The organism is Nocardioides sp. Z21_20, assembly GCF_059766585.1.
This window is the reverse complement of record NZ_JCBAJX010000009.1, coordinates 73,298-94,840: the sequence shown is the minus strand read 5'-3', so window position 1 is coordinate 94,840 and position 21,543 is coordinate 73,298. Positions and strand designations below refer to the sequence as shown.

General features: G+C 73.1%; 20 protein-coding genes. 12 read left to right on the top strand and 8 right to left on the bottom strand.

The annotated features are described in order from the left end of the window. Positions 1-15 precede the first annotated feature (15 nt). Both AC6EH9_RS14615 and AC6EH9_RS14610 read right to left on the bottom strand, forming a co-directional pair. Complete coding sequence (locus AC6EH9_RS14615) at positions 16-1,074, bottom strand: AMP-binding protein (protein WP_498424135.1); 1,059 nt, start codon at positions 1,072-1,074, stop codon at positions 16-18. Between the two features lie 4 nt (positions 1,075-1,078). Next, positions 1,079-1,714, bottom strand: a complete 636-nt coding sequence (locus AC6EH9_RS14610; protein ID WP_498424134.1) for a biotin transporter BioY — start codon at positions 1,712-1,714, stop codon at positions 1,079-1,081. A gap of 140 nt (positions 1,715-1,854) precedes the next feature. Here AC6EH9_RS14610 and AC6EH9_RS14605 point away from each other — a divergent pair, with 140 nt between their 5' ends. From AC6EH9_RS14605 to AC6EH9_RS14590, 4 genes are read left to right on the top strand one after another with little or no spacing between them, the layout of a single operon-like run. After that, positions 1,855-2,544 carry a nitroreductase gene (locus AC6EH9_RS14605; protein WP_498424132.1) on the top strand — a complete coding sequence of 230 codons (690 nt, stop codon included), beginning with the start codon at positions 1,855-1,857 and terminating at the stop codon, positions 2,542-2,544. A gap of 54 nt (positions 2,545-2,598) precedes the next feature. After that, positions 2,599-3,381: an enoyl-CoA hydratase-related protein gene (locus AC6EH9_RS14600; RefSeq protein ID WP_498424131.1), complete on the top strand. Its 783-nt coding sequence runs from the start codon at positions 2,599-2,601 to the stop codon at positions 3,379-3,381. A gap of 59 nt (positions 3,382-3,440) precedes the next feature. Continuing rightward, positions 3,441-4,499: a hypothetical protein gene (locus tag AC6EH9_RS14595; RefSeq protein ID WP_498424129.1), complete on the top strand. Its 1,059-nt coding sequence runs from the start codon at positions 3,441-3,443 to the stop codon at positions 4,497-4,499. Then, entirely contained in the window at positions 4,499-5,947 is a 1,449-nt protein-coding gene (locus AC6EH9_RS14590) for a hypothetical protein (RefSeq protein ID WP_498424128.1), read from the top strand. The genes AC6EH9_RS14595 and AC6EH9_RS14590 overlap by 1 nt, the downstream gene beginning before the upstream one ends. Positions 5,948-5,953: 6 nt before the next feature. On the opposite strand, the gene AC6EH9_RS14585 is transcribed toward AC6EH9_RS14590, so the two are convergent. The 5 genes from AC6EH9_RS14585 to AC6EH9_RS14565 form a co-directional block, all read right to left on the bottom strand. Beyond that, positions 5,954-7,543 carry a fatty acyl-CoA synthetase gene (locus tag AC6EH9_RS14585; protein WP_498424127.1) on the bottom strand — a complete coding sequence of 530 codons (1,590 nt, stop codon included), beginning with the start codon at positions 7,541-7,543 and terminating at the stop codon, positions 5,954-5,956. Positions 7,544-8,143: 600 nt separating this feature from the next. Next, a complete protein-coding gene (locus tag AC6EH9_RS14580) occupies positions 8,144-9,328 on the bottom strand; it encodes an acyl-CoA dehydrogenase family protein (protein ID WP_498424126.1) in 1,185 nt (394 codons plus the stop codon). A gap of 76 nt (positions 9,329-9,404) precedes the next feature. After that, entirely contained in the window at positions 9,405-9,722 is a 318-nt protein-coding gene (locus AC6EH9_RS14575) for a DUF202 domain-containing protein (protein WP_498424125.1), read from the bottom strand. Between the two features lies 1 nt (position 9,723). Continuing rightward, entirely contained in the window at positions 9,724-10,080 is a 357-nt protein-coding gene (locus tag AC6EH9_RS14570) for a YidH family protein (RefSeq protein WP_498424124.1), read from the bottom strand. Positions 10,081-10,104: 24 nt separating this feature from the next. Beyond that, on the bottom strand, positions 10,105-10,881 hold the full coding sequence (locus AC6EH9_RS14565) for an SDR family NAD(P)-dependent oxidoreductase (protein WP_498424123.1): 777 nt from the start codon (positions 10,879-10,881) through the stop codon (positions 10,105-10,107). Between the two features lie 147 nt (positions 10,882-11,028). Between AC6EH9_RS14565 and AC6EH9_RS14560 the strand changes: the two genes are divergently transcribed. After that, entirely contained in the window at positions 11,029-11,790 is a 762-nt protein-coding gene (locus AC6EH9_RS14560; protein ID WP_498424122.1) for an SDR family NAD(P)-dependent oxidoreductase, read from the top strand. 25 nt (positions 11,791-11,815) lie between these two features. Here the strand turns inward: AC6EH9_RS14560 and AC6EH9_RS14555 are convergent, their stop codons facing one another. Then, the gene (locus AC6EH9_RS14555) at positions 11,816-12,457 is read right to left on the bottom strand and encodes a TetR family transcriptional regulator (protein WP_498424121.1); all 642 of its coding nucleotides are present in this window, start codon (positions 12,455-12,457) and stop codon (positions 11,816-11,818) included. A 126-nt stretch (positions 12,458-12,583) separates the two neighbouring features. Here AC6EH9_RS14555 and AC6EH9_RS14550 point away from each other — a divergent pair, with 126 nt between their 5' ends. The 7 genes from AC6EH9_RS14550 to AC6EH9_RS14520 all read left to right on the top strand — a co-directional run bounded on the left by AC6EH9_RS14550 (position 12,584) and on the right by AC6EH9_RS14520 (position 21,532). After that, positions 12,584-14,758, top strand: coding sequence for an arylsulfatase (locus AC6EH9_RS14550; protein ID WP_498424120.1), 2,175 nt, complete (start codon positions 12,584-12,586; stop codon positions 14,756-14,758). Continuing rightward, a complete protein-coding gene (locus AC6EH9_RS14545; protein WP_498424118.1) occupies positions 14,755-15,711 on the top strand; it encodes a formylglycine-generating enzyme family protein in 957 nt (318 codons plus the stop codon). Before AC6EH9_RS14550 ends, AC6EH9_RS14545 begins: the two co-directional genes overlap by 4 nt. A 111-nt stretch (positions 15,712-15,822) precedes the next feature. Next, positions 15,823-17,448 carry an ABC transporter substrate-binding protein gene (locus tag AC6EH9_RS14540; protein ID WP_498424117.1) on the top strand — a complete coding sequence of 542 codons (1,626 nt, stop codon included), beginning with the start codon at positions 15,823-15,825 and terminating at the stop codon, positions 17,446-17,448. Further along, complete coding sequence (locus AC6EH9_RS14535) at positions 17,445-18,401, top strand: ABC transporter permease (protein ID WP_498424116.1); 957 nt, start codon at positions 17,445-17,447, stop codon at positions 18,399-18,401. Before AC6EH9_RS14540 ends, AC6EH9_RS14535 begins: the two co-directional genes overlap by 4 nt. Further along, on the top strand, positions 18,394-19,545 hold the full coding sequence (locus AC6EH9_RS14530; protein ID WP_498424114.1) for an ABC transporter permease: 1,152 nt from the start codon (positions 18,394-18,396) through the stop codon (positions 19,543-19,545). Before AC6EH9_RS14535 ends, AC6EH9_RS14530 begins: the two co-directional genes overlap by 8 nt. Next, positions 19,542-20,549 (top strand): ABC transporter ATP-binding protein, encoded by a 1,008-nt coding sequence (locus AC6EH9_RS14525; RefSeq protein WP_498424113.1) that lies wholly within the window; start codon positions 19,542-19,544, stop codon positions 20,547-20,549. The genes AC6EH9_RS14530 and AC6EH9_RS14525 overlap by 4 nt, the downstream gene beginning before the upstream one ends. Then, positions 20,546-21,532: an ABC transporter ATP-binding protein gene (locus AC6EH9_RS14520; RefSeq protein WP_498424112.1), complete on the top strand. Its 987-nt coding sequence runs from the start codon at positions 20,546-20,548 to the stop codon at positions 21,530-21,532. Before AC6EH9_RS14525 ends, AC6EH9_RS14520 begins: the two co-directional genes overlap by 4 nt. Positions 21,533-21,543 lie beyond the last annotated feature (11 nt).

The following is a 21,543-nucleotide window of genomic DNA, read 5'->3' as shown; positions in this document are numbered from 1 at the left end:
CACGCTAGTGCTCCCTCAGACCAGAGGTCGCGCGGCACCCGGTGCGACGACGGCCCGGGCCAGCGCCGCGCGGTCCACCTTGTCGGCCGTCGAGGCGGGCAGCTGCTCGAGGTGGTACCACCGGCGGGGCTGCTGGCCGGGGGCGAGATCGGCGCGCGCCACCGCGCGCAGGGCCGCGAAGTCGTCGGCGCGGGTGAGGACCGCGGTGACCACCTCGCCGAGCTCGGGGTGCGGGGTGCCCACCACCACGACCTGCCCGCGCGCCTCGGCGCGCAGCACCCGCTCGACGTCGCAGATCTGCACGGTCACCCCGGAGGTGGTGATCCCGCCCGCGCGTCCGTGCACGACGACCCGGGCGTCCACGAGTGCCCCGAGGTCGCCGACCGTGGCCCAGCCGTCGGCGTCCACCCGCAGCGGGCCCCGGTCGCCGCGCGGGGTCCTGGCCCGGGAGCCGGGCCGCGAGACCGGCGGGAGGTAGCCGCGGGCGAGGTAGGGGGAGCGGGCCCACAGCTCGCCGTCGCGGACCTCGACCTCGACGCCGGGGAAGGCGCGCAGCTCGCCGGCGTGCGGGCCCCACGCCACGAACGACAGCTCCGCCGCGCCGTAGTAGTGCTGGACGCGGGCGCCGGCCGCCGTCGCCTCGTCGTACGTCGCGGGGTCGAGGCCGTCGCCGGCGACCAGCACGCTCACCCCGGCCAGCGCGGCCGGGTCGGCGCGCAGCAGCCCGCGCAGTGCGGTGGGGGTGAGCTGGGCGTGGGTGGGCCGGTCGGCGAGGGTCGCGACCTGGGTGGCGCCGACCCAGGCGGCGTGCACGGCGGCGAACAGGTTCATCGTCGAGGTGACCGGCCCCGGCACCCAGACCAGGCTGTCGGAGTCCAGGTCGACGAGGTCGCCGACGACGGCGAAGGAGTCGATCCACGAGGCGGTGCTGCGCACGACGTGACGCGGGTGTGCCGAGGAGCCGGACGTGGTCAGCACGACGTCGCGCCCGGCGCGGTGGGCGTCGAGGAACGCCGCGACCGGGTCGGGGGCCAGCAGGACCTCGACGGGCGGGTGGACCGGTGCTGCGGACATCGGGTCAGGCGGTCCCGGTCGGGTGCGCGGGCGTGGCGGCGCGCCGACGGGTGCGCAGCAGGCCCGGGTAGGCGGTGTGCACCCCGCGCGCCACGAGCGCGGTCAGCACCGCCTTGACGACGTCGCCGGGCAGGAACACCAGCGCCGCGACCAGGGCGGCCCACAGGCTGGTGTCGGTGCGGATCGCGCTGCCCGGCACGCCGAAGGCGTAGAGCACCAGCACGCCGCCGAGCAGGTTGGCGGCGATGCCGGTCCACAGCCGGTACGGCGCGCCCGCGACCTGGGTGAGCCAGCCGATGACGAAGGCCGCCACCGGGTAGCCGAGCAGGTAGCCGACGCTCGGGCCGGCGAAGACGCCGAGCCCGCCGCGGCCGCCGGCCAGCAGCGGGAGGCCGAGGGCGACCAGCCCCAGCAGCAGCAGCACCGCCATCGCGCCGCGGCGCGGGCCGAGCAGCGCGCCGGCGAGCATCACGCCCATCGACTGGGCGGTGATCGGGACGCTCCCCCCGAACGGGACGATCGCCGGGATCGCGCCCAGCGCGGCGATGACGCCGGCGAAGATCGCGACCAGCGCCAGGTCGCGACCCGCGCTGGCCGGCGCCGCGGCGGGCGCGGCGGTCCTGCGGGAGGAGAGCTTCACGGCGGACGTCCTCGGGGGAGGGGCGGGCAGGGGCAGGATTGACGGTCGGGCGGGGGTGACCCTGAGGTCACCAGAGTCTAGGTCCGCCGCCGACATCCCCCGTGTGACCTCCGCCACCTGATGCGTCGTACCCTCACAGCGTGACTGTCAACGACGCCTCCGCGGCCCCCTCCTTCCCCGAGCTGATGGACCAGCGCTGGAGCTGCCGCGCGTTCCTCGCCGGGGAGGTCCCCGACGACGTGATGACGCGGATGTTCTCCCTGGCCCAGCGCACCGCCTCGTGGTGCAACACCCAGCCGTGGCAGGTGCACGTGACCACCGGCGAGGTCACGCGACGCTTCGCGAAGAGCCTGGGCGAGCATGTGCTGGCCCACCCGCAGACCTCGGACCTGCCGATGCCGGCGGGCTACCACGGCGTCTACCAGGAGCGGCGCCGTGAGGGCGGCTACGCGCTCTACGCCAGCCTCGGCATCGACCGCGGCGACCAGCAGGCGCGGCTCGCGCAGATGCTGAGGAACTACAGCTTCTTCGGGGCGCCGCACGTCGCGGTGATCACCACCGACCGCGAGCAGGGCGTGTACGGCGCCATCGACTGCGGCGGCTACGTGGCGAACCTGATGCACGCCGCGCACACCCTCGGGCTGGGCACCGTCCCGCAGGCGGCGATCGCGATGTACTCCGACCACGTGCGCGAGTTCCTCGACCTGCCCGAGGACCGGTTGGTGGTCTGCGCGGTGTCGTTCGGCTACGCCGACCTCGAGGACCCGGTGAACCGGTTCCGCACCTCGCGCGCCGAGGTCGCCGACGCGGTCACGTTCCTGCGCGACTGACCGCCTGGAGGAACGGCGCCGGGCGGGCCGCCCCGGTGGCCTAGGCTCCTGCGCGTGACTGAGCACGCAGAGCCCGCCGAGCTGCTGATCCACCGTCGCGACCGCGTCGTCGAGGTGGTGTTCAACCGTCCCGCACGGCACAACGCCTTCACCAAGGCGATGTACACCCAGCTGCGCGACCTGTGCGAGGAGCTGCGCGAGGACGCGTCCGTGCGGGTGCTGGTGCTGCGCGGGGCCGGCGGGCGGGCGTTCGCCGCCGGGAACGAGATCAGCGACTTCGTCGAGGCCGACGCGGTCGCCTACGAGGGCTGGATCCGTGAGCTGCTGCGCGCCCTCTTCGAGCTGCCCCAGGTGACCGTCGCGGCGATCGAGGGCGTCTGCGTGGGCGGCGGGCTCGCCGTGGCCACCCACTGCGACCTGCGGATCGCCGCCGAGGGGTCGCGCTTCGGCTACCCGATCGCCCGCACCCTGGGCAACGCGCTGTCCGCGTCGGTGGTCTACCGCTGCGCGGCGGTCTTCGGGGAGTCGCTGACCCGGGAGATGCTGCTGACCTCCCGGCTGACGTCGGCCGAGCGGGCCTACGCGGTGGGCGCGCTGATGTCGGTGGTGCCCGCCGACGAGCTGACCGCCGAGGTGGACGCGGTCGTCGAGGGCCTGCTCACCGCCTCCGGCGTCACCCTGCGCGCCACCAAGGAGCAGCTGACCGCGCGGGCCCGGGTCCTCGAGGCCGAGCCGGCCGGCGACGACGAGCTGCTGCGCGAGGTCTACACCGGCGACGACTTCGCGGAGGGCGTGCGCGCCTTCGTCGCCAAGGAGAAGCCCACCTTCGCGCGTTGAGCCCGTTGAGCGCGTGGAGCGCGGTTTGGGAGGGCCCGAGCGGCGGTAGATACTGCCGCGTGACCCGCCGGCTGCTCGTCGTCCTCCTGATGCTCGCGCTCGTGCCGGCGCTGCCGGCCCGCGCCGGTGCCGCCACCGACTACGTCACCGAGGTGTCGCGCGCGCTGGCCGAAGGGCCGGTGCACCTCAGCGACGACAGCGGCGCGCTGAGCGTCGCGCAGGCCGACGCGCTCGCCGAGCGCATCGACGGCTGGCGCGAGGACGTGTACGTCGCGGTGGTCCCGGCCGCGGCGCTCTCCGCGATGCCCGGGACCAGCGACCCCGCGCAGGCGATGGCGTTCGTGGACGGGGTGGCCGACCAGGTGGGCCGCGACGGCGTCTACGTCGTCAGCTTCAGCGGGGCGGGCACCTACGGCGCCGCCTACGGCACCGACGACCCGATCGGGGGGATCGTCGCCGACGAGGTCGACGAGCACACGCTGGGCCAGGTCGAGCAGATCCTCAACGGCGTCCTGGACGGGCTCGGCGCCCCGGGCGGCGAGGACGACGGCTTCAGGTGGGGATGGCTCCTGCTCGGGCTGGGCGTCGTGGCGCTGGCCGGGGCCCTGCTGTGGGTGCTGGTGGGGCGCCGGCGCGGCACCGTCCGCTCGCGCGCCACCAGCGAGGAGGAGCGCTGGGCCGGCCCCGCCGACTACCGCCCGGCGTTCGCCGTACAGCCCGACGAGCACGACATCGTCGAGGAGCGCGCCGCACTGGCCCGCGAGGACGTCACCCGGCTCGGCGAGGAGATCGACCGCGAGGATCTGCCGACCACGGACCCGGCGGTGGCCGCGCACGTCGGGGCCGGCCTGGACGCCTACTACGACGCCTCGCGCCGCGTCGACGCGCTCACCACCGACGAGGAGCTGCGCCAGATCGGCGAGGTCGTGGAGTACGCCCGCTGGCAGCTGGCCTGCGCCCGCGCCCGACTCGCCGGCACGGCGCCACCGCCGCGTCGGGTGCCCTGCTTCGTCGACGCCGACCACGGCGTCTCGGTCACCGACGCCCGCTGGGCCCCGCCCGGGGGCGTCGAGCGCCCCGTCCCTGTCTGCCGCCCCTGCCTCGATCGGATGAGCTGATGAGAATCAACCTGGCCAATGTCGTGGTCCCCGGCGTGGTGCTGGTCGTCTTCGCGATGGCCCTGCTCGGGCGCTGCTCGGGCGAGGAGCTCTCCGACGGACCTTCGATCGGCTCCCGCAACGGCGGCACCGCGGACGCCTACCTCGACCAGGTGGCCATCGAGCTCGCGCAGCCCGGGGTGTACGTCGACCCGCGGGTGCACGCGAACGGGGACCTGACCCCGGCGGCGGCGACCGAGCTCGACGAGGCGACCGCGGAGACCCCCGGGCCGGTGCGGATCGCGGTCCTCGCCGCCGAGTCCCTCGTCATCGACGACCCCGTGACGTGGGCCAACCAGGAGGACAACCTGGTCTACGACCCCTCCGAGCTCGTCGGGCAGCTCTACGACCGGGTCGGGGTGGACGGCACGTACGCGGTGCTGGTCGCGGCCGACAGCCCGGAGGACGGGCGATCGTTCACGGCGTACCAGTTCGCCGAGGAACGGCCGTTCTACAAGGTCGAGGACGCCGTGGACAGCGCCGTCGACTGCTGTGCGCCCCAGTACGGGCGGATGCTGACGGAGTTCGTCGCGGAGGTCGACGACGAGGAGGCCAACGTCGGCGCCATCGTGGCCTGGACCGCGGGCGGCGTCGGTGTCGCGGGCGTGGTGGGCGGCGGCGTGGTCGTGGGACGGCGGGTCCGCACCCGGCGGCGGGCCGACGCCGCGGTCGCCGACGCCTGGCGCGAGCCCCTGAACGAGGAGGTCATCGAGCTCTCCGCGACCGTCTCCGCGCTGCCGCCGGCGCCGGCCGACTCGCCGGAGGCGCAGCGGGCGCGCACCGTGCTGGACCTGGTCGAGGCGGCCCGGCAGCGCCTGGACACGATGAGCACCTCGGAGGACGTGGAGGGGGTGGTCACCCGGCTGGCCGACGCCCGCTACGAGCTGACCGTGGTGGACGCGCTGCGCCGCGGCAAGCCGGTGCCGCGCCGTACCGCGCCGTGCTTCTTCGACCCCCGGCACGGGCCCAGCGTCGACCAGCAGCTGTTCACGCCCGCGCGCGGCACCGAGCGGCACGTGCCGGTGTGCGTCGACTGCCGGGCCCAGGTCGAGGCCAAGCGGACCCCGACGACGCGGACGGTGAAGATCGGCAGCGACCGGCGGTTCTACTGGGACGTCGGGCGCACCAGCCGGCCCTACCTCAACGGCTACTGGCAGGACGACCGGTTCGCCGACGAGCAGGCCGAGCGGGTACGCCGCGCCTCGCCTCGCGACTTCGACTCCTCCTCGCCGACGGCCCGGCCGTCCGCGCCCCGGCAGCGCCGGCCGGTCTCGTTCGTGTGGGAGGGCGACTCGGACTCCGGGTCGGGCTCGAGCCGGTCGCGGTCGACGTCGTCGCGCCGGCGCAGCTCCGGCGGTGGGTCCAGCCGGCGCTCGACGCGTCGCTCGGGCGGCAGCCGCCGGTTCTGAGGGGGCTCAGGCCTGGGCGATGTCCGCGTGGGCCGCGCGCAGCTCGCGCTTGAGGATCTTGCCCGACGGGTTCTTGGGCAGGGCGTCGGCGATCACGACGTACTTGGGCGCCTTGTAGCCCGCGAGCACCGAGCGGCAGTGCGCGAGCACGTCGTCGGGGGTGAGGGTGGTGCCGGCCTTGGGCACCACCACCGCGGCGACCGCCTCCACCCAGTGCGGGTGGCTGACCCCGAAGACGGCGACCTCGGCGACGTCGGCGAGGCCGTAGATCGCCTCCTCGACCTCGCGGCTGGCGACGTTCTCGCCGCCGGTCTTGATCATGTCCTTCTTGCGGTCCACGACGTAGAGGCGGCCCTCGTCGTCGAGGTAGCCCAGATCCCCGGAGTGGAACCAGCCGCCGCGGAACGCCTCCGCGGTCTTGGCCTCGTCGCGGTGGTAGCCCAGCGTCGCGTGCGGTGAGCGGTGCACGATCTCGCCCACGGTCCCCGCCGGCACCGGCGCGTCGAGGTCGTCGACGATGCGGGTCTCCACGTTGAGCGCGGCCCGGCCGGCCGAGCCCGCGTGGGAGAGCTGCTCGTCGGGGCCGAGGATCGTGGCCAGCGGGGCCATCTCGGTCTGGCCGTAGAAGTTCCACAGGTCGACCTCGGGCAGCCGCTCGCGGATCTCCTTGAGCACCTCGACCGGCATCGCGGAGGCGCCGTAGTAGCCCTTGCGCAGGCTGGACAGGTCCGCGGTCTCGAACTCCGGGGCGCGCAGCAGACCGATCCACACCGTGGGCGGCGCGAAGAACTTGGTGACCCGCTCGGCCTCGATGGTGCGCAGGATCGCCGCCGGGTCGGGGCCGGGCAGGATGATGCTGGTCGCGCCCAGGTAGACGTCCGGACCGAGGAAGCAGTCGAGCTGCGCGCAGTGGTAGAGCGGCAGCGTGTGCAGGTCGACGTCGTCGGCGCTCATCGACCCGTCCACGACACAGGACACGTACTGCCACAGCAGCGAGCGGCTGGACAGCTGGGCGCCCTTGGGCCGCGACTCGGTGCCGGAGGTGTACATCAGCCGGATCGGGTCGTCGTCGTCCACGTGCACCGGCGGCGCGGCGCCGTCGTGGTCGCACCAGTCCTGCACGTCGTGCCAGCCGGCCGGGGGAGCCGCCCCGGCCGCCGTCCCGGCCGGCTGGATCACGGCCCGCCGCGTCACCGTGCCCGTCGACGCCGCGATCGCCCGCTCGGCGACCGGCACCAGCGCGGACTCCACCACGAACGTGGAGGCCCCGCTGTGGTCGAGGATGTAGGCGATCTCGTCGCCGCCGAGCATGAAGTTGATCGGCACCAACACCACGCCGAGGCGCGCGGTCGCGAAGGAGAGCACCGCGAACTGCCAGCAGTTGTGGCTCAGCAGGGCCAGCCGGTCGCCCTTGACCAGCCCCTGCGCGGCCAGCGCCGCCGCGGTCCGGTCCACCACCGCCTCCAGCTCGGCGAAGGTGAGTCGCACGTCGCCGTCGACGAGGGCGGTGCGGGCCGGCGCCCGCCGCGCCGTACGGCGGGGGAGGTCGCCGAGGGACTGCTGACGGGCCTGGAGGACGGGGGACGGCTCGGGCATGCGGCTCTCCTCGAGTGGCGCGACGTGGCGTGGGTCACGTCCACCCTAGGGGGCGAGGTGGGTGGGTGGGGGTTGCGTGCTGGGGTGCGGCGGGGGCTGGGGCGGGGCTGGGGCGGGATGGCGATGGGGGGTGGCGGAGGAGGGTCCGCGGAGGGGGCGCGCAGGAGGGGCCGCCGAGGAGGGGCCGCGCAGGAGGGGTCGCCGAGGAGGGGCCGCGCAGGAGGGGCCGCCGAGGAGGGGCGAACGGGTGGGCGCGGGGAGGAGCGACCGTTCAGAAGGAAAACGCGGCCCTGCGCAGCCGCCTCAGGCGTGGGCGCCGGCGAGTTTTCCTTCTGAACGGTCGCTGCCCGATCCGCCCCCGCCCGATCCCGCGGGAAAGTCAGCGCCGCCGCGCCGCCGGGGCCGCATGACGCGCGGCGCCGCCCGCACGCCGTACTGGCCACACGAAACCCGTACTTCCCACGTGTTCCTTCGCGTGGGAAGTACGGGTTTCACGAGTTAACTCGTGAATCCGACAGTCCCAGGAGCCCCGCCAGCCCCGAAGGCCCCGTCAGCGCCAGCCCGCCCCCGCAGCGCCGCAGCACCCCCGCAGCCCCGCCCTCACCCCAGCCCGAGCCCCGGGTCCGTGGCGATGCGGCCGGCGCCGGCCTTGTCGAGGTGGCGGGCGATGACCATCCGCTGGATCTGGTTGGTGCCCTCGAAGATCTGCATCACCTTGGCCTCGCGCATGTAGCGCTCGACGGGGAAGTCGCGGGTGTAGCCGTAGCCGCCGAGGACCTGGACGGCGTCGGTGGTCACCTTCATCGCGTTGTCGGTGGCGACCATCTTGGCGATCGAGGCCTCGCGGCCGAAGGGGAGCCCGCGGTCCTTGAGGCGGGCCGCGTGCAGGGTGGTCGCCCGGGCGCTCTGTACGGCGGCCTCCATGTCGGCCAGGACGAAGGCCAGGCCCTGGTGGTCGATGATCCGCTTGCCGAAGGTCTCGCGCTCCTGGGCGTAGGCGACGGCGCGGTCCAGCGCCCCCTGCGCCAGGCCGGTGGCGACGGCGGCGATCCCGAGGCGCCCGGAGTCCAGCCCGGCCAGCGCGATCTTGAGGCCGTCACCCTCGTCGCCGAGGCGACGCTCGACGGGCACCCGGACGTCGTCGAGGAGCATCGTCGCGGTGGTGGAGCCGGTCAGGCCCATCTTGCGCTCGGGGGTGTCGGCGACCAGGCCGGGGGTGTCGGCGGGGATGAGGAAGCAGGAGATGCCGTTGCGGTCCTCGGAGGTGCGGGCCATCACCTTGTAGAAGTCGGCCTGGCCGCCGTGCGTGGTCCACGCCTTCGCGCCGTTGAGCACGTACTCGTCGCCGACCCGGCGCGCGGTCGTCCGCATCGCCGCGGGGTCGGAGCCGGCGTGCGGCTCGGAGAGGCAGTAGGCGCCGAGCAGTTGGCCGCCGAGCATGTCGGGCAGCCAGGCCTGCTTCTGCTCCTCGGTGCCGCGGGTGGCCAGCCCGAAGCAGGACAGCGCGTGCACCGAGACCCCGACGCCGACGCTCGACCAGACCGCGCCGATCTCCTCGAGCACCTGCAGGTAGACCTCGTAGGGCTGAGCGCCGCCGCCGTACTGCTCGGGGTAGGGCAGGCCCAGCAGCCCGGTCTCGCCGAGCATCCGGAAGATGTCGCGGGGGAACTCCTCGTCGGCCTCGGCCTGCGCGGAGCGCGGCGCCAGCTCGCGCTCGGCGAGCTCGCGGACCAGCCGGAGCAGGTCGGTGGCCTCGTCGGTGGGCAGCACGCGGCTGGCGGTCATCGGCACCTCGGCAGGTTCGTCGGGACGGGTCGCACGCAGGGACGGCCGCGCGTCGAGACACGGTAGCGAGGCAGGCTCAGCGCAGGACGAGCGCGGTCAGCTCGGTCACGCCCAGGAGCGCGGTGGCCGCGGCCACGCCCAACGGCGCCCGCCCGCCGCGCCGCAACGGCCGGGCACTCAGGCCGACCTCTTCGTCGTAGCGGTCGCGGGTCTCGATGAAGACCCAGACGGTGAGCACCACGGCGAGACCCAGCGGGACCAGCACGATGTCTCCCGCGCCGTCGGTGCTCACCCGCGCCAGCGCGATGGAGCCGGCCATCAGCGCGACGGCGGTGCGCTGCCAGGCCAGCGCGGTGCGCTCGTTGATCTCCCCGTCGCTGCCGGGCGCGGGCATCTCAGATGCCCAGGAGGATCAGCGCGACGGCCACGACCGCCAGCGACACCGCGAACGGTGCCCCGAAGCCCAGCGAGCGCAACGGCTCGCTGCGGCGCATCGCCCGCTCGCCGCGAGCCCAACGCACCCACCCGCCGAGGGCGCACAGGATCCCGAACGCCACCAACAGCCCGGCGAGGACGCGCTGGAGCCCCTCGGGCAGTCGCGTGTTCACGGCGTCGAGGCCGACCCCGCCTGCCATCAGCGTGAGCGAGGTCCGGATCCAGGCGAGGAAGGTGCGCTCGTTGGCCAGGCTCGAGGAGTAGTCCGGCTCCTCGCCGGTGTCGTACACCCAACTGGGCCAACGCTCATCCTTCATATGCCCAGATTGCCAGTCAGGGCCTCACTCGCCCAGGTCCGGCGCCCAACTGACGCCGTTGATGTGGCTCCCGCCGTCGACGAAGAGCGTGTTGCCGGTGACGTAGCGGCAGTCCTCGGAGGCCAGGAACAGCGCGGCCGGCGCGATGTCGTCGTCGGGGTCGCCGATCCGTCCCATCGGGTTGGCCCGGTTCGCGGACTCCTCGAGCTCGGGGTGCTCGGTCATCATCCGCCGGAACGCCGCGCTCTTCGCGCCCGGCGCGAGCGCGTTGACGGTGACGCCGGTCGGCGCCCACTCGCGCGCCGCGGTGCGGGTCAGCGTGCGCAGCGCCTCCTTGGCGCTGTTGTACTCCAGCGAGCCCATGTGGGCGTTGACGCCGTTGAGGCTCACCATGTTCACCACCCGGCCCCAGCCGCGCGCCTTCATGTGCGGGAACGCCGCGCGCATCGCCCAGAACGGCCCGTAGTAGCCGACCCGGAAACCGGCCTCGAGCATCTCGTCGGTCTTGTGCTCGACCCGGCCCACGTTGCCCGCGCCCCAGGCGTTGTTGACCAGGATGTCCACCGAGCCGTACGTCGTGAGCGCGGTGTCGACCATCGCCTCGACCTGGGCGCGGTCCCCGACGTCGGTGCGCACGAACGTGCCGCCCACCTCCTCGGCGGTGGCCCGGCCGGTCTCCTCGTTGAGCTCGGCGACCACCACGCGGGCACCCTCCGCGGCGAAGCGCCGGACGATGCCGGCGCCGATCCCGTCGCCGCCGCCGGTGATGACCGCGACGCGTCCTGCAAGCCGATTTCCCATGGCGCTCATCCAAGGCCCGGCCCTGGGGCGGGAACGCCGCCGCTCCCGGTGATCGGGATGGATCCGGAGGCGGATGCGCCTGCGCTTCCTACGGTGACGGCTCCGCTCCGTCGCCGGTGACCGGGCGCCACCACACCGAGGAGAACCATGGGCACGCTCGAGGGACAGGTCGCGATCGTGACAGGCGCCGGCCAGGGGGTCGGCCAGGGCATCGCCCTCGCGCTGGCCACCGAGGGGGTGAACGTGGCGGTGCTCGGCCGGACCCTCGCCAAGCTGGAGGACACCTGCGCGCGGCTGCGCGAGCGCGGCGTGAAGGCCGAGCCGTTCGCCTGCAACGTGCTCAAGACCGACACCCTCGCCGGGGTGGTCGACGAGGTCGTCGCGGAGTTCGGCGGCGTCGACATCCTCGTCAACAACGCCTACGACGGGGCGCAGGGCCCGCTGCTGGACCTCGACGACCGCGCGTTCTCGCGGGGGTTCGTGAGCGGCCCGTTCGCGGCGTTCGCGCTGATGCGCGCGTGCCACCCGCACATGGTCCAGCGCGGCGGCGGCAACATCATCAACCTGGTCACCTCCGCGATGGTGCGCTGGGACCTCAGCAACTACGGCGCCTACGCGGCCGCTAAGCAGGCGCTGCGCTCGCTGACCCGCACCGCCGCCGTCGAGTGGGCCTCCGACGGGATCCGCGCCAACTGCATCGCCCCGCACGCGCTGTCGCCGGGGTTGAAGTGGTGGACCGAGGCGCACCCCGAGGAGGCCGAGGAGTTCGTCGCCTCGATCCCGATGAAGCGCATCGGCGACTGCGAGGACGACATCGGCCGCGCCGTGGTGGCGCTGGTCGGCCCGGACATGCGCTACCTCACCGGCGCCACGATCCCGCTCGACGGCGGACAGGCCCACTTCGGCTGAGACCGGCAGGGCCCGCCCAAGCGCCTCAGAGCGGCCGGGCCTCGCTCGGGCGCTGGGGCGCCTCCAGCAGCGCCACCATCATCTCGACGAGGTCGGCCAGCACCTCGCCGGTGCTGGCGGCCGTCTCCGGCCGGATCGCCAGCTCCTGCTCGTGGTCGGCCAGCAGGCGCAGGCTGATCCGGGCCACCCAGCGCATCCGCCGCTCGAACACCTCCGAGCTGAGCGAGGGCATCATCCAGCGCAGCTGGCGCACGGTGGCCCGGAAGGAGGGCGGCTGGACCTGGCTGACCCGCCAGGAGTCGGCCAGCGAGTAGTCGTCCATCGCGTTGGCGAGGAAGCGCAGGTAGTGGGTGCGCGGCGCCGAGCTTCGGAGGCTCTCGGCGAGCGGGTAGACCAGCACCCGGACCAGCGAGCGCACGTCCGGCTGCTGCTGGGCCAGGTCGGCGATCAGCGCCGCGCGGCGCTGGTCGATGGGCACCGAGCGCAGCGCCACGACCGCGTCCACCAGCCCCTGCTTGGAGCCGAAGTGGTACTGGGCGGCCGAGTTGTTCCGCTGCCCCGCGTGCTGGCCGACGGTGCGCAGCGACACCGCGCCCACGCCCTGCTCGGCGAAGAGCCGCTCGGCGACCTCGATCATCCGCTCCCGGGCGTCCTGGGCCTCGCTCACCACTGCACCTCGCTCAACCCCGCTCCTCGTCGCCTGTCGCCGAGCGGGACGGACCGTTGACGCCCTGAGGCGGCTGTCTTAGCGTCCGGCGTAAGACACGTATCTTAGCGCGGACCAGGAGCCCAGATGACCCCCGCCACCCGCACACCCAACGTCGTCGTGGTGCTGCTCGACGACGTCGGCTTCGGCGCGCCCGCGACGTTCGGTGGCGTGATCGCGACCCCCACCCTGGACCGGCTCGCCGCGCGGGGCCTGCGCTACAACCGGTTCCACACCACCGCCATCTGCTCGCCGACCCGCGCCTCGCTGCTCACCGGCCGCGACCCGCACGTCACCGGCGTCGGCACGGTGCTGAACTCGGCCTTCGACCACCCGGCGTACCGCGGCGTGCTGCGCGCGGAGACCGCCGGACTCGCGACGATCCTGCAGGACCACGGCTGGAGCACCGCCTGCATCGGCAAGTGGCACCTGGCGCCGGCCTGGGAGTCCTCCCAGGTCGGCCCGTTCGACCGCTGGCCCACCGGGCAGGGCTTCGACACCTTCTACGGCTTCCTCGGCGGCGAGACCCACCAGTACGAGCCGACCCTCTACGAGGGCACCCGGCCTGTCGAGCGGCCTGACCGCGACGACTACCACCTCACCGAGGACCTGGTGGACCGCTCGATCGAGTGGGTGCGGATGCAGCGCGCGATGACCCCCGAGCGGCCCTTCTTCCTCTATCTCGCCCCGGGCGCGACGCACGCGCCGCTACACGTACCCGGCCCGTGGAGCGCGCGGTACGCCGGCCGCTTCGACGAGGGCTGGGACGCGATGCGCGAGCGGATCCTGCACGAGCAGAAGCGACGCGGCGTGCTGCCGGCCGACACCGACCTGACCCCGCGACCCGAGGAGATCCCGGCCTGGGCCGACCTCGACGACGACGAGCGCACCGTCGCGATCCGGCTGATGGAGGTCTACGCGGGCTTCCTCGAGCACACCGACACCCACCTGGGCCGCCTCGTCGACGAGCTCGAGGCCAGCGGCCAGTTCGAGGACACCCTGTTCTGCTACATCGTCGGCGACAACGGCAGCAGCGCCGAGGGCGGGCCACCCGGGTCGCTCAACTACATGGGTGCGCTGCAGGGGCTCCAGGAGTCCACCGCGCAGCAGCTGGCCGGCCTCGACCGGATCGGCGGCCCCGACTCCTACGCGCAATACCCCGCGGGCTGGGCGTGGGCGATGACCGCGCCGTTCCAGTGGATGAAGCAGGTCGCCTCGCACCTGGGCGGCACCCGCAACCCGATGGTGCTGACCTGGCCGGCCGGGATCCACGAGCCGGGCGGGATGCGCGAGCAGTTCGCGCACGTCAACGACCTCGCGCCCACGGTCCTGGAGCTCGCCGGGATCGCCGCCCCCGACAGCGTCGACGGCGTGGAGCAGCTGCCGATGGACGGCACCAGCCTGGTGTACTCCTTCAACTCCCCGCAGGCGCCCGAGGAGCACCAGACGCAGTACTTCGAGGTCAACGGCCACCGCTCGGTCTACCACCGCGGCTGGCTCGCCTCGGCCCACCACGGGGGCGTGCCCTGGACGGTCGGGCTGCCGCCGGGGCGCCCGCGCCCGTTCGAGGACGACGTGTGGGAGCTCTACGACCTGACCACCGACTTCAGCCAGGCCCACGACCTCGCCGCGCAGGAGCCGGAGCGGCTCGCGGAGCTGGTGGAGCTGTTCGGCCGGCACGCCGAGCGGGTCGGCATCTGGCCGCTGCGCGACACCCGGGTCTCGCGCACCCCGATGCCGAACCTGGTCGAGGACCGCACCAGCTTCACCTTCCACGCGGGCACCGTCGGCATCCCCGAGAGCAACGCGCCCCGGATGCTGGGCCGCTCCTGGCACCTGCGCGCCGGGCTCGAGGTGGCTGCCGACGCGAGCGTGCGCGGGGTGGTGGCCACGATGGGCGGCCGCGCCGCCGGCTGGTCGCTGTGGTTGAGCCAGGACGGCCGCCCCGTGCTGACCTACCGCACCTTCGAGATGGCAGAGCTGGAGCTGCGCGGCGCGCCGCTGGCGGCGGGACGCCACCAGGTCGAGGTGACCTTGAAGTACGACGGCGGCGGGCGCGGGCGCGGCGCCACGATCACCCTGGTGGTGGACGGCGAGGCGGTGGACGAGGGCCGGGTCGCGGTCACCCCGCCGGCCATCTTCTCCATCGACGAGACCTTCGACATCGGGCTCACCACCGGCTCGCCGGTCGGCGACTACCCGGTCAGCTACCCGTTCGCCGGCGGGCGGATCGAGCGCGTCGACATCGAGCTCGACGGGTGAGCGGCTGCTGCTCCCCGGGCGGGCTCGCGCCGGACCCGCAGCGACCGGAGCAGCCCGAACGCCCCCGCAACGCCGCGACCCGCTCGCCGGCTCGGCGGGCCGGGCGCCGGCCGATCCCGGGCGGCGGGTTCGCGATGGGGGACCACTTCGCGGAGGGCTACCCCGAGGACGGGGAGGGCCCGGTGCGGGCGGTGATGCTGGCGTCGTTCCACCTCGACGCCACGACCGTGACCAACGCGCAGTTCGCGGAGTTCGTCGAGGCCGCCGGGCACGTCACCGACGCCGAGCTGGCCGGCCTGAGCGCGGTCTTCCACCTCGCCCACACCGGCCCGGACGCCGACGTCGTGCGGGCGGTGGACCAGGCGCCGTGGTGGCTGGTGGTCCGCGGCGCCGACTGGCGCCGTCCCGCGGGGCGCGGCTCGGACGCCGCGGCCCTGTCCGAGCACCCGGTGGTGCACGTGTCCTGGCGCGACGCCACGGCGTACGCCGCGTGGGCCGGCGCGCGGCTGCCCACCGAGGCCGAGTGGGAGTACGCCGCGCGCGGCGGCCTGCACGGGAGGCGCTACCCGTGGGGCGACCGGCTGACCGAGGTGGGCCCCGACGGTGAGGAGCGCTGGCGCTGCAACATCTGGCAGGGCGACTTCCCGCACGCCAACACCCTCGCCGACGGACACCTGGGCACCGCCCCGGTCCACTCCTACGAGCCCAACGGCTATGGGCTTCTGCAGATGGCCGGCAACGTCTGGGAGTGGTGCGCGGACTGGTTCTCGCCGAGCTCCGTCGGGGCGCCGCTGCTCGCGCCGGCCGGTCCGCCCGCAGGCACCCGGCGGGTGCTGCGCGGCGGCTCCTACCTGTGCCACGCGTCGTACTGCCATCGCTACCGCGTCGCGGCACGCTCCTCCAGCACCCCCCGGTCCACGGCCGGGAACACCGGGTTCAGATGCGCGTCTTAATTTCTTCCGATCAGTGGGACGTGCGTCACGTGATCCACGCCACGCCACCTAGCGTCGGGTCCTGCACGGTGGCTGCCCGAAAGTCCACCTGCATCCCGACCTGGAGGAACAATGAAGTCGACCCATCGTGTCAGCGCTCGTCTCGCCGTCGCGGCCGTCGCCGGCGCCCTGCTACTGAGCTCGTGCGCATCCACCGACGACGACGAGAAGGGCAACGAGGGGAAGGGCAGCGCTGAAGTCGACCGCGGCCGCTACACCTTCGGTGTGATCGGGGACCAGGCCGAGGCCGGCGAGCCGGTCGAGGGTGGCACCCTGGACTTCGCCGACTACGGCGAGATCCGCAGCCTCAGCCCCGCCGCCAGCTACGCAACGGGAGCGTCCGGCGGCGGCGCGATGGTCGCGGTCTACGACACCCTGATGACCCTCGACGCCGAGACCCAGGAGTACACGCCCAAGCTCGCCGAGTCCCTGGAGAGCAGCGAGGACTTCAAGACCTGGACGCTGACCCTGCGCGAGGGCGTCAACTTCTCCGACGGCACGCCGCTGGACGCCAAGGCCGTGATCGGCAGCATCAACTGGTACATGAAGAACCAGGGCGCCGACACCGCGATGCTCGCGCCGAACCTCGCGGGCATGGACGCCAAGGACGAGCGCACGGTCGTCTTCAACCTCAACAACGCGTGGGCCAAGTTCCCCTCGATGCTGGCGCAGGCCTCGGGCATGATCGTCGCCCCCGCCTCCTACGCCGGTGCGGAGTTCAAGCCGATCGGCGCCGGGGCCTTCGTCTTCGACTCCTACAAGCCGGCCGAGGAGCTCATCCTCACCGCCAACGAGAACTACTGGGACGGCAAGCCGCACCTCGACAGCATCCGGATCTTCTGGCCGCTGGCCGACGAGGCCAAGCTCGACGCCCTCGAGGACGGCAGCGCCGACGTCACCTACATGCGCGACCCGAAGGTCGTCGACCAGGCCGTGGACGCCGGGCACGCCGGGCACCTGACCCTGACCAGCCTGGGCAACACGCTCACCATCAACAACCGCGAGGGCTACCCGGGCTCCGACCCGCGCGTGCGCAAGGCGATCGCGCTGGCCTACGAGCCCGAGCTCGACTACAAGCGCTCCTACGAGGGCAAGGGCATGGCGGGCAAGGAGATGTTCCCGCCGGAGTCCAAGTGGGACACCAGCGACGCCGCGCTGCCGACGGACCTGGAGGAGGCCAAGAAGCTGGTCGAGGAGGCCAAGGCCGACGGCTTCGACGGCGTCGTCACCTACATGGACGGCACCGACCCGACCTCGCGCACCCAGGCGGTGGCGATGAAGGCGATGCTCGAGCGCGTCGGCTTCACCGTGAAGACCGACCTGGTCGCCTCGATCGCCGACCAGACCAGCCGGGTCTTCGTCGACCACGACTTCGACATCGCCCGCGGCGCGCTCAGCGTCTCGGAGTCCGACCCGTACCACCGTCTGGTCAACAACCTCAGCTCCACCAGCTACGGCAACGCCACCGGTTACGCCTCCGAGGCGATGGACACCGCGCTGGCCGAGCTCCAGGCCGCGGGTACCGACGAGGAGATCCAGGCCTCGCTGGACGAGATCCAGGCCCTGATGAACGAGGACGTGCCCTCGGTCATCACCGGCGCGAGCGCCGCGTTCCACGCCTGGAACGACAACGTGCACGGCGTGGCGATGGCGGCCGAGTACATGCCCGACTTCTCTGACGCGTGGATCGTGCCGTGATCCGTAGGATCGCCCTGCAGATCGGGGAGCTGGGACTCGTCCTGCTCATTGTCAGCTTCGGGGTCTTCTCGTTGATGGCGCTGCTCCCCGGTGACCCTGCAGTGGCGATCCTGGGAGCCGGGCGGGCACCGGAGGCCTACGCCGAGCTGCGCACGCAGCTCGGCCTGGACGACCCGATGCTCTCCCGGTACGTCGACTGGCTCGGCAGTGCCGTGCAGGGGGACCTCGGCCAGTCCGTGGTCCCCCCGCAGTCCGACGTGATCGACCGGATCGCCTCTGCCCTCCCCGTCAGCATCCAGATCGCCGTGATGGGCCTGCTGATGGCCCTGCTCGTCGCGGTCCCGGTCGCGATGCGCGCGGCGTACCACGAGGGCGGCAAGATCGACCGCCTGATCGGGGCGAGCACCTTCGCCCTGCTCTCGATCCCGAGCTTCCTGGCCGGACTGCTGCTGATCCTGCTGCTGGTCAGCGGGACCGGCTGGTTCCCCCGCTCGGAGTGGGTGCGGCTCGGGGAGGGTGGCCTCTTCGAGAACCTGCACCACGCCTTCCTGCCGGCGCTGACCGTGGCGCTCGCCGAGCTCGCGATGTTCTCGCGGGTGCTGCGCGGCGACCTGATCACCACGCTGCGCGAGGACTACATCCTCGCGGCTCGGGCGAAGGGGATGCATCCCCTGCGGATCCTCTTCTCCGACGCGCTGCGCCCCTCCTCGTTCTCCCTGGTCACGCTGCTGGGACTCAGCCTCGGGCGCCTGATCGGCAGCACCGTGATCGTGGAGTACCTCTTCTCGCTGCCCGGCATGGGCTCCCTGGTCGTCAACGCCGCCAACCAGGGCGACTTCCCGATGGTGCAGGGGGCGGTCCTGGTGATCGCGGTCCTGTACGTGCTGATCAACGCCGGCATCGACCTGTCATACGGCTATCTCGACCCGAGGACGCGACGTGCCCATGTCTGAGCCCAGCACCTCACTCACTCCCGGCTCGGCGGACCCCGACCCGACCGGGCTCGAGGCGCAGGTCCCCCCCACCGCGCTGGCCCCCCAGGCCGCCGCGCTCGCCCCCGGGACCGCGCCGGAGCCGGCGCCGGCCTCGGGTTCGCGCCGCAACCAGCTGCTGCTGGGCGGGGCGCTCACCGTGCTGGGCCTGATCCTGCTCGGCTTCGGCGCCACCACGGCGCTGCTGCTCACCCCGATCAAGCTGCTGCTGATCCTCGGCGGCTTCGCCCTGGCGATGGTCGGCGGCAGCCGGCTCGGGCGCACCCTGTCCGGACCCGGCTTCGACCTGACCTACTGGCTGGCGATGGCGTGGCTGATCGGCCTGGTCGTGGTGGCCGCGCTCGCGCCGCTGCTGCCGTTCTCCGAGCACCAGGACGTCGCCACGACCCTGCTCGAGGAGCCCTTCGCCCGGCCGGACCCGACCTCGGACCACCCCCTGGGCACCAACGGCTTCGGCCTCGACCTGCTCGCCCGCTCGGTGTACGGCGCGCGCTCGTCGCTGCTGATCGCGCTCAGCGCGGTGCTGATCGGCACGATCATCGGCGGGGCGATCGGGCTGATGGCCGGCTACTTCAAGAAGACCTTCGACCGGCTGGTCGGCGTCTTCACCAACTCGCTGCTCGCCGTACCCCCGCTCATCCTGCTGATCGCGCTGGCGACCGTGCTGGAGCCCAACCTGCGCAACATCGCGTTCTCGCTGTCGCTGCTGACGATCCCGAGCATGGTCCGGCTGTCCCGGGCCACCACGATGTCGTACGCCAACCGCGAGTTCGTCGTGGCCGCCCGCGCGCTGGGGGCCACCCGGGGCCGGATCATGCTGCGCGAGCTGCTGCCCAACGTGCTGCTGCCGCTGGTGTCGCTGGCGATCGTGATGATCTCGGTGCTGATCGTGGCCGAGGCGTCGCTGAGCTTCCTCGGGCTCGGCATCCAGCCGCCGGAGCCCACCTGGGGCAACATGATCGCCGAGGGTGAGGGTGACGTCTTCGAGGACCACCCGCACATCATCCTGGTGCCCGGCATGTTCCTCTTCCTGACCGTTTTCGCCTTCAACCTCGTGGGCGAGAAGGCCCGCGCGCGTTGGGACTCCCGGAGCGTGAAACTGTGACCGCCCCCCTGCTCGAGGTCGATGACCTGCACACCGTCTTCCGCACTCCGCGCGGCGAGATGCACGCCGTCGACGGCGTCTCGCTCACCCTGGCCCCCGGGGAGACCCTGGGCATCGTCGGCGAGTCCGGGTCCGGCAAGTCCGTGCTCGGCCGCACGATCATGGGCCTGATCAGCAACGGCGACACCAGCCGGGTGACCGGCACGGTCCGGATCGGCGGACGCGACGTGCACGCCCTCAAGCCCGCTCAGCGCCGGTCGCTGTGGGGCACCGAGGTGGCGATGGTCTTCCAGGACCCGATGACCTCGCTCAATCCGGTCAAGAAGGTCGGGCTGCACCTCACCGAGAGCCTGCGCGCCCACCTCGGGCTGAGCCGCGGCGCGGCCCGCGATCGGGCCGTCGAGCTGCTGCGCCAGGTGGGCATCCCCGAGCCCGCCCGCCGGGCCGGGCAGTACCCGCACGAACTCTCCGGCGGGATGCGGCAGCGGGTGGTGATCGCGATGGCGCTGGCCTGCGACCCCAAGCTGCTGATCGCCGACGAGCCGACCACCGCGCTCGACGTGACCGTGCAGAAGCAGATCCTCGACCTGCTGCAGACGCTCAGCGAGGAGCTCGACATGGCCACCATCCTGGTGAGCCACGACCTCGGCACGGTCGCCGGGCGCACCGACCGGGTCGCGGTGATGTACGGCGGGCGGATCGCGGAGTCCTCCGACACCGACAGCGTGTTCGGGGCGCCGCGCCACCCCTACAGCCAGGCGCTGATCGAGTCGATCCCGCGCATCGACTCCCGGCCGCACACGCTGCTGCCCACGATCGAGGGCTCGCCGCCGAACCTGCTCACCCCGCCGGCGGGCTGCCGCTTCGCGGCGCGCTGCCGCTACGCGGTCGAGCGCTGCCACGTCGAGTCGCCGGCGCTGGAGCTGCGCGGCGCCCGCACCGACAGCGTCGTCGCCTGCCACTTCCCACTGACCGCCCCACTGCACCAGGAGGTCGGAGCATGAGCGCCACGTCCGTGACCGAGCCCGGCACCCGCGCCCACGTCTCGACCCTGCGCGCCGAGGACATCGTGGTGGAGTTCCCGGTCGGCCGTGGCCAGATCGTGCACGCCGTCTCCGGGGTCAGCCTGGAGGTGCAGCCCGGTCAGACGCTCGGCATCCTGGGGGAGTCCGGCTGCGGCAAGTCCACGATCGGGCGGGCGCTGATCCAGCTGCCCTCGCCGGACTCCGGCAGCGTCAAGCTCGGCGACCTCGAGCTGACCTCGCTGAGCCCCAAGGAGCTGCGCCGGGCCCGCGCGCGGATGCAGATCATCATGCAGGACCCGGTGTCCGCGCTGAACCCGCGCCGCAAGGTCAAGGACCTGGTCTGGGAGGGCCTGTCGATCTGGGGCTACGACGGCGACGACAAGGCCACCAAGGTCGACGAGGCGCTGCGTGCGGTCGGCCTCGACCCGGCCGCCGTACGCGACAAGCACCCGCACGAGCTGTCCGGCGGCCAGTGCCAGCGGGTGTGCATCGCGCGGGCGCTGATGATGGACCCCGACGTGCTGATCTGCGACGAGCCGGTCTCCAGCCTCGACGTGTCGGTGCAGGCGCAGATCCTGAACCTGCTCGAGCAGAGCGCGCGCCGCTTCGGGCTGAGCATGGTCTTCATCGCCCACGACGTGTCGGTGGTGAAGAACATCAGCGACAAGGTGATGGTGATGTACCTGGGCAAGGCCTGCGAGGTCGTGCCCTCCGACGAGATGCACATCAAGTCCGTGCACCCCTACACCCGGCTGCTGCTGGCCTCGATCCCCGGTGAGGCGGTGGAGCACCCGCACGGCCACCAGGTCGCCAGCGAGCTGCCCTCGCCGCTGAACCCGCCCTCGGGCTGCCGCTTCCGGACCCGCTGCCCGCTCGCCACCGAGCTGTGCGCGCAGCAGGAGCCGGTGATGCGCGAGATCGCCACCGGCCACACGGTGGCGTGCCACCACGTGGCGAACTGATGGGGGGCTCG

Coding starts and splice junctions, on each gene's coding strand:
- AC6EH9_RS14615 (WP_498424135.1), bottom strand. CDS start 1,074: ATGTCCGCAGCACCGGTCCACCCGCCCGTCGAGGTCCTGCTGGCCCCC.
- AC6EH9_RS14560 (WP_498424122.1), top strand. CDS start 11,029: ATGGGCACGCTCGAGGGACAGGTCGCGATCGTGACAGGCGCCGGCCAG.
- AC6EH9_RS14585 (WP_498424127.1), bottom strand. CDS start 7,543: ATGCCCGAGCCGTCCCCCGTCCTCCAGGCCCGTCAGCAGTCCCTCGGC.
- AC6EH9_RS14540 (WP_498424117.1), top strand. CDS start 15,823: ATGAAGTCGACCCATCGTGTCAGCGCTCGTCTCGCCGTCGCGGCCGTC.
- AC6EH9_RS14575 (WP_498424125.1), bottom strand. CDS start 9,722: ATGCCCGCGCCCGGCAGCGACGGGGAGATCAACGAGCGCACCGCGCTG.
- AC6EH9_RS14520 (WP_498424112.1), top strand. CDS start 20,546: ATGAGCGCCACGTCCGTGACCGAGCCCGGCACCCGCGCCCACGTCTCG.
- AC6EH9_RS14530 (WP_498424114.1), top strand. CDS start 18,394: ATGTCTGAGCCCAGCACCTCACTCACTCCCGGCTCGGCGGACCCCGAC.
- AC6EH9_RS14570 (WP_498424124.1), bottom strand. CDS start 10,080: ATGAAGGATGAGCGTTGGCCCAGTTGGGTGTACGACACCGGCGAGGAG.
- AC6EH9_RS14565 (WP_498424123.1), bottom strand. CDS start 10,881: ATGGGAAATCGGCTTGCAGGACGCGTCGCGGTCATCACCGGCGGCGGC.
- AC6EH9_RS14550 (WP_498424120.1), top strand. CDS start 12,584: ATGACCCCCGCCACCCGCACACCCAACGTCGTCGTGGTGCTGCTCGAC.
- AC6EH9_RS14580 (WP_498424126.1), bottom strand. CDS start 9,328: ATGACCGCCAGCCGCGTGCTGCCCACCGACGAGGCCACCGACCTGCTC.
- AC6EH9_RS14590 (WP_498424128.1), top strand. CDS start 4,499: ATGAGAATCAACCTGGCCAATGTCGTGGTCCCCGGCGTGGTGCTGGTC.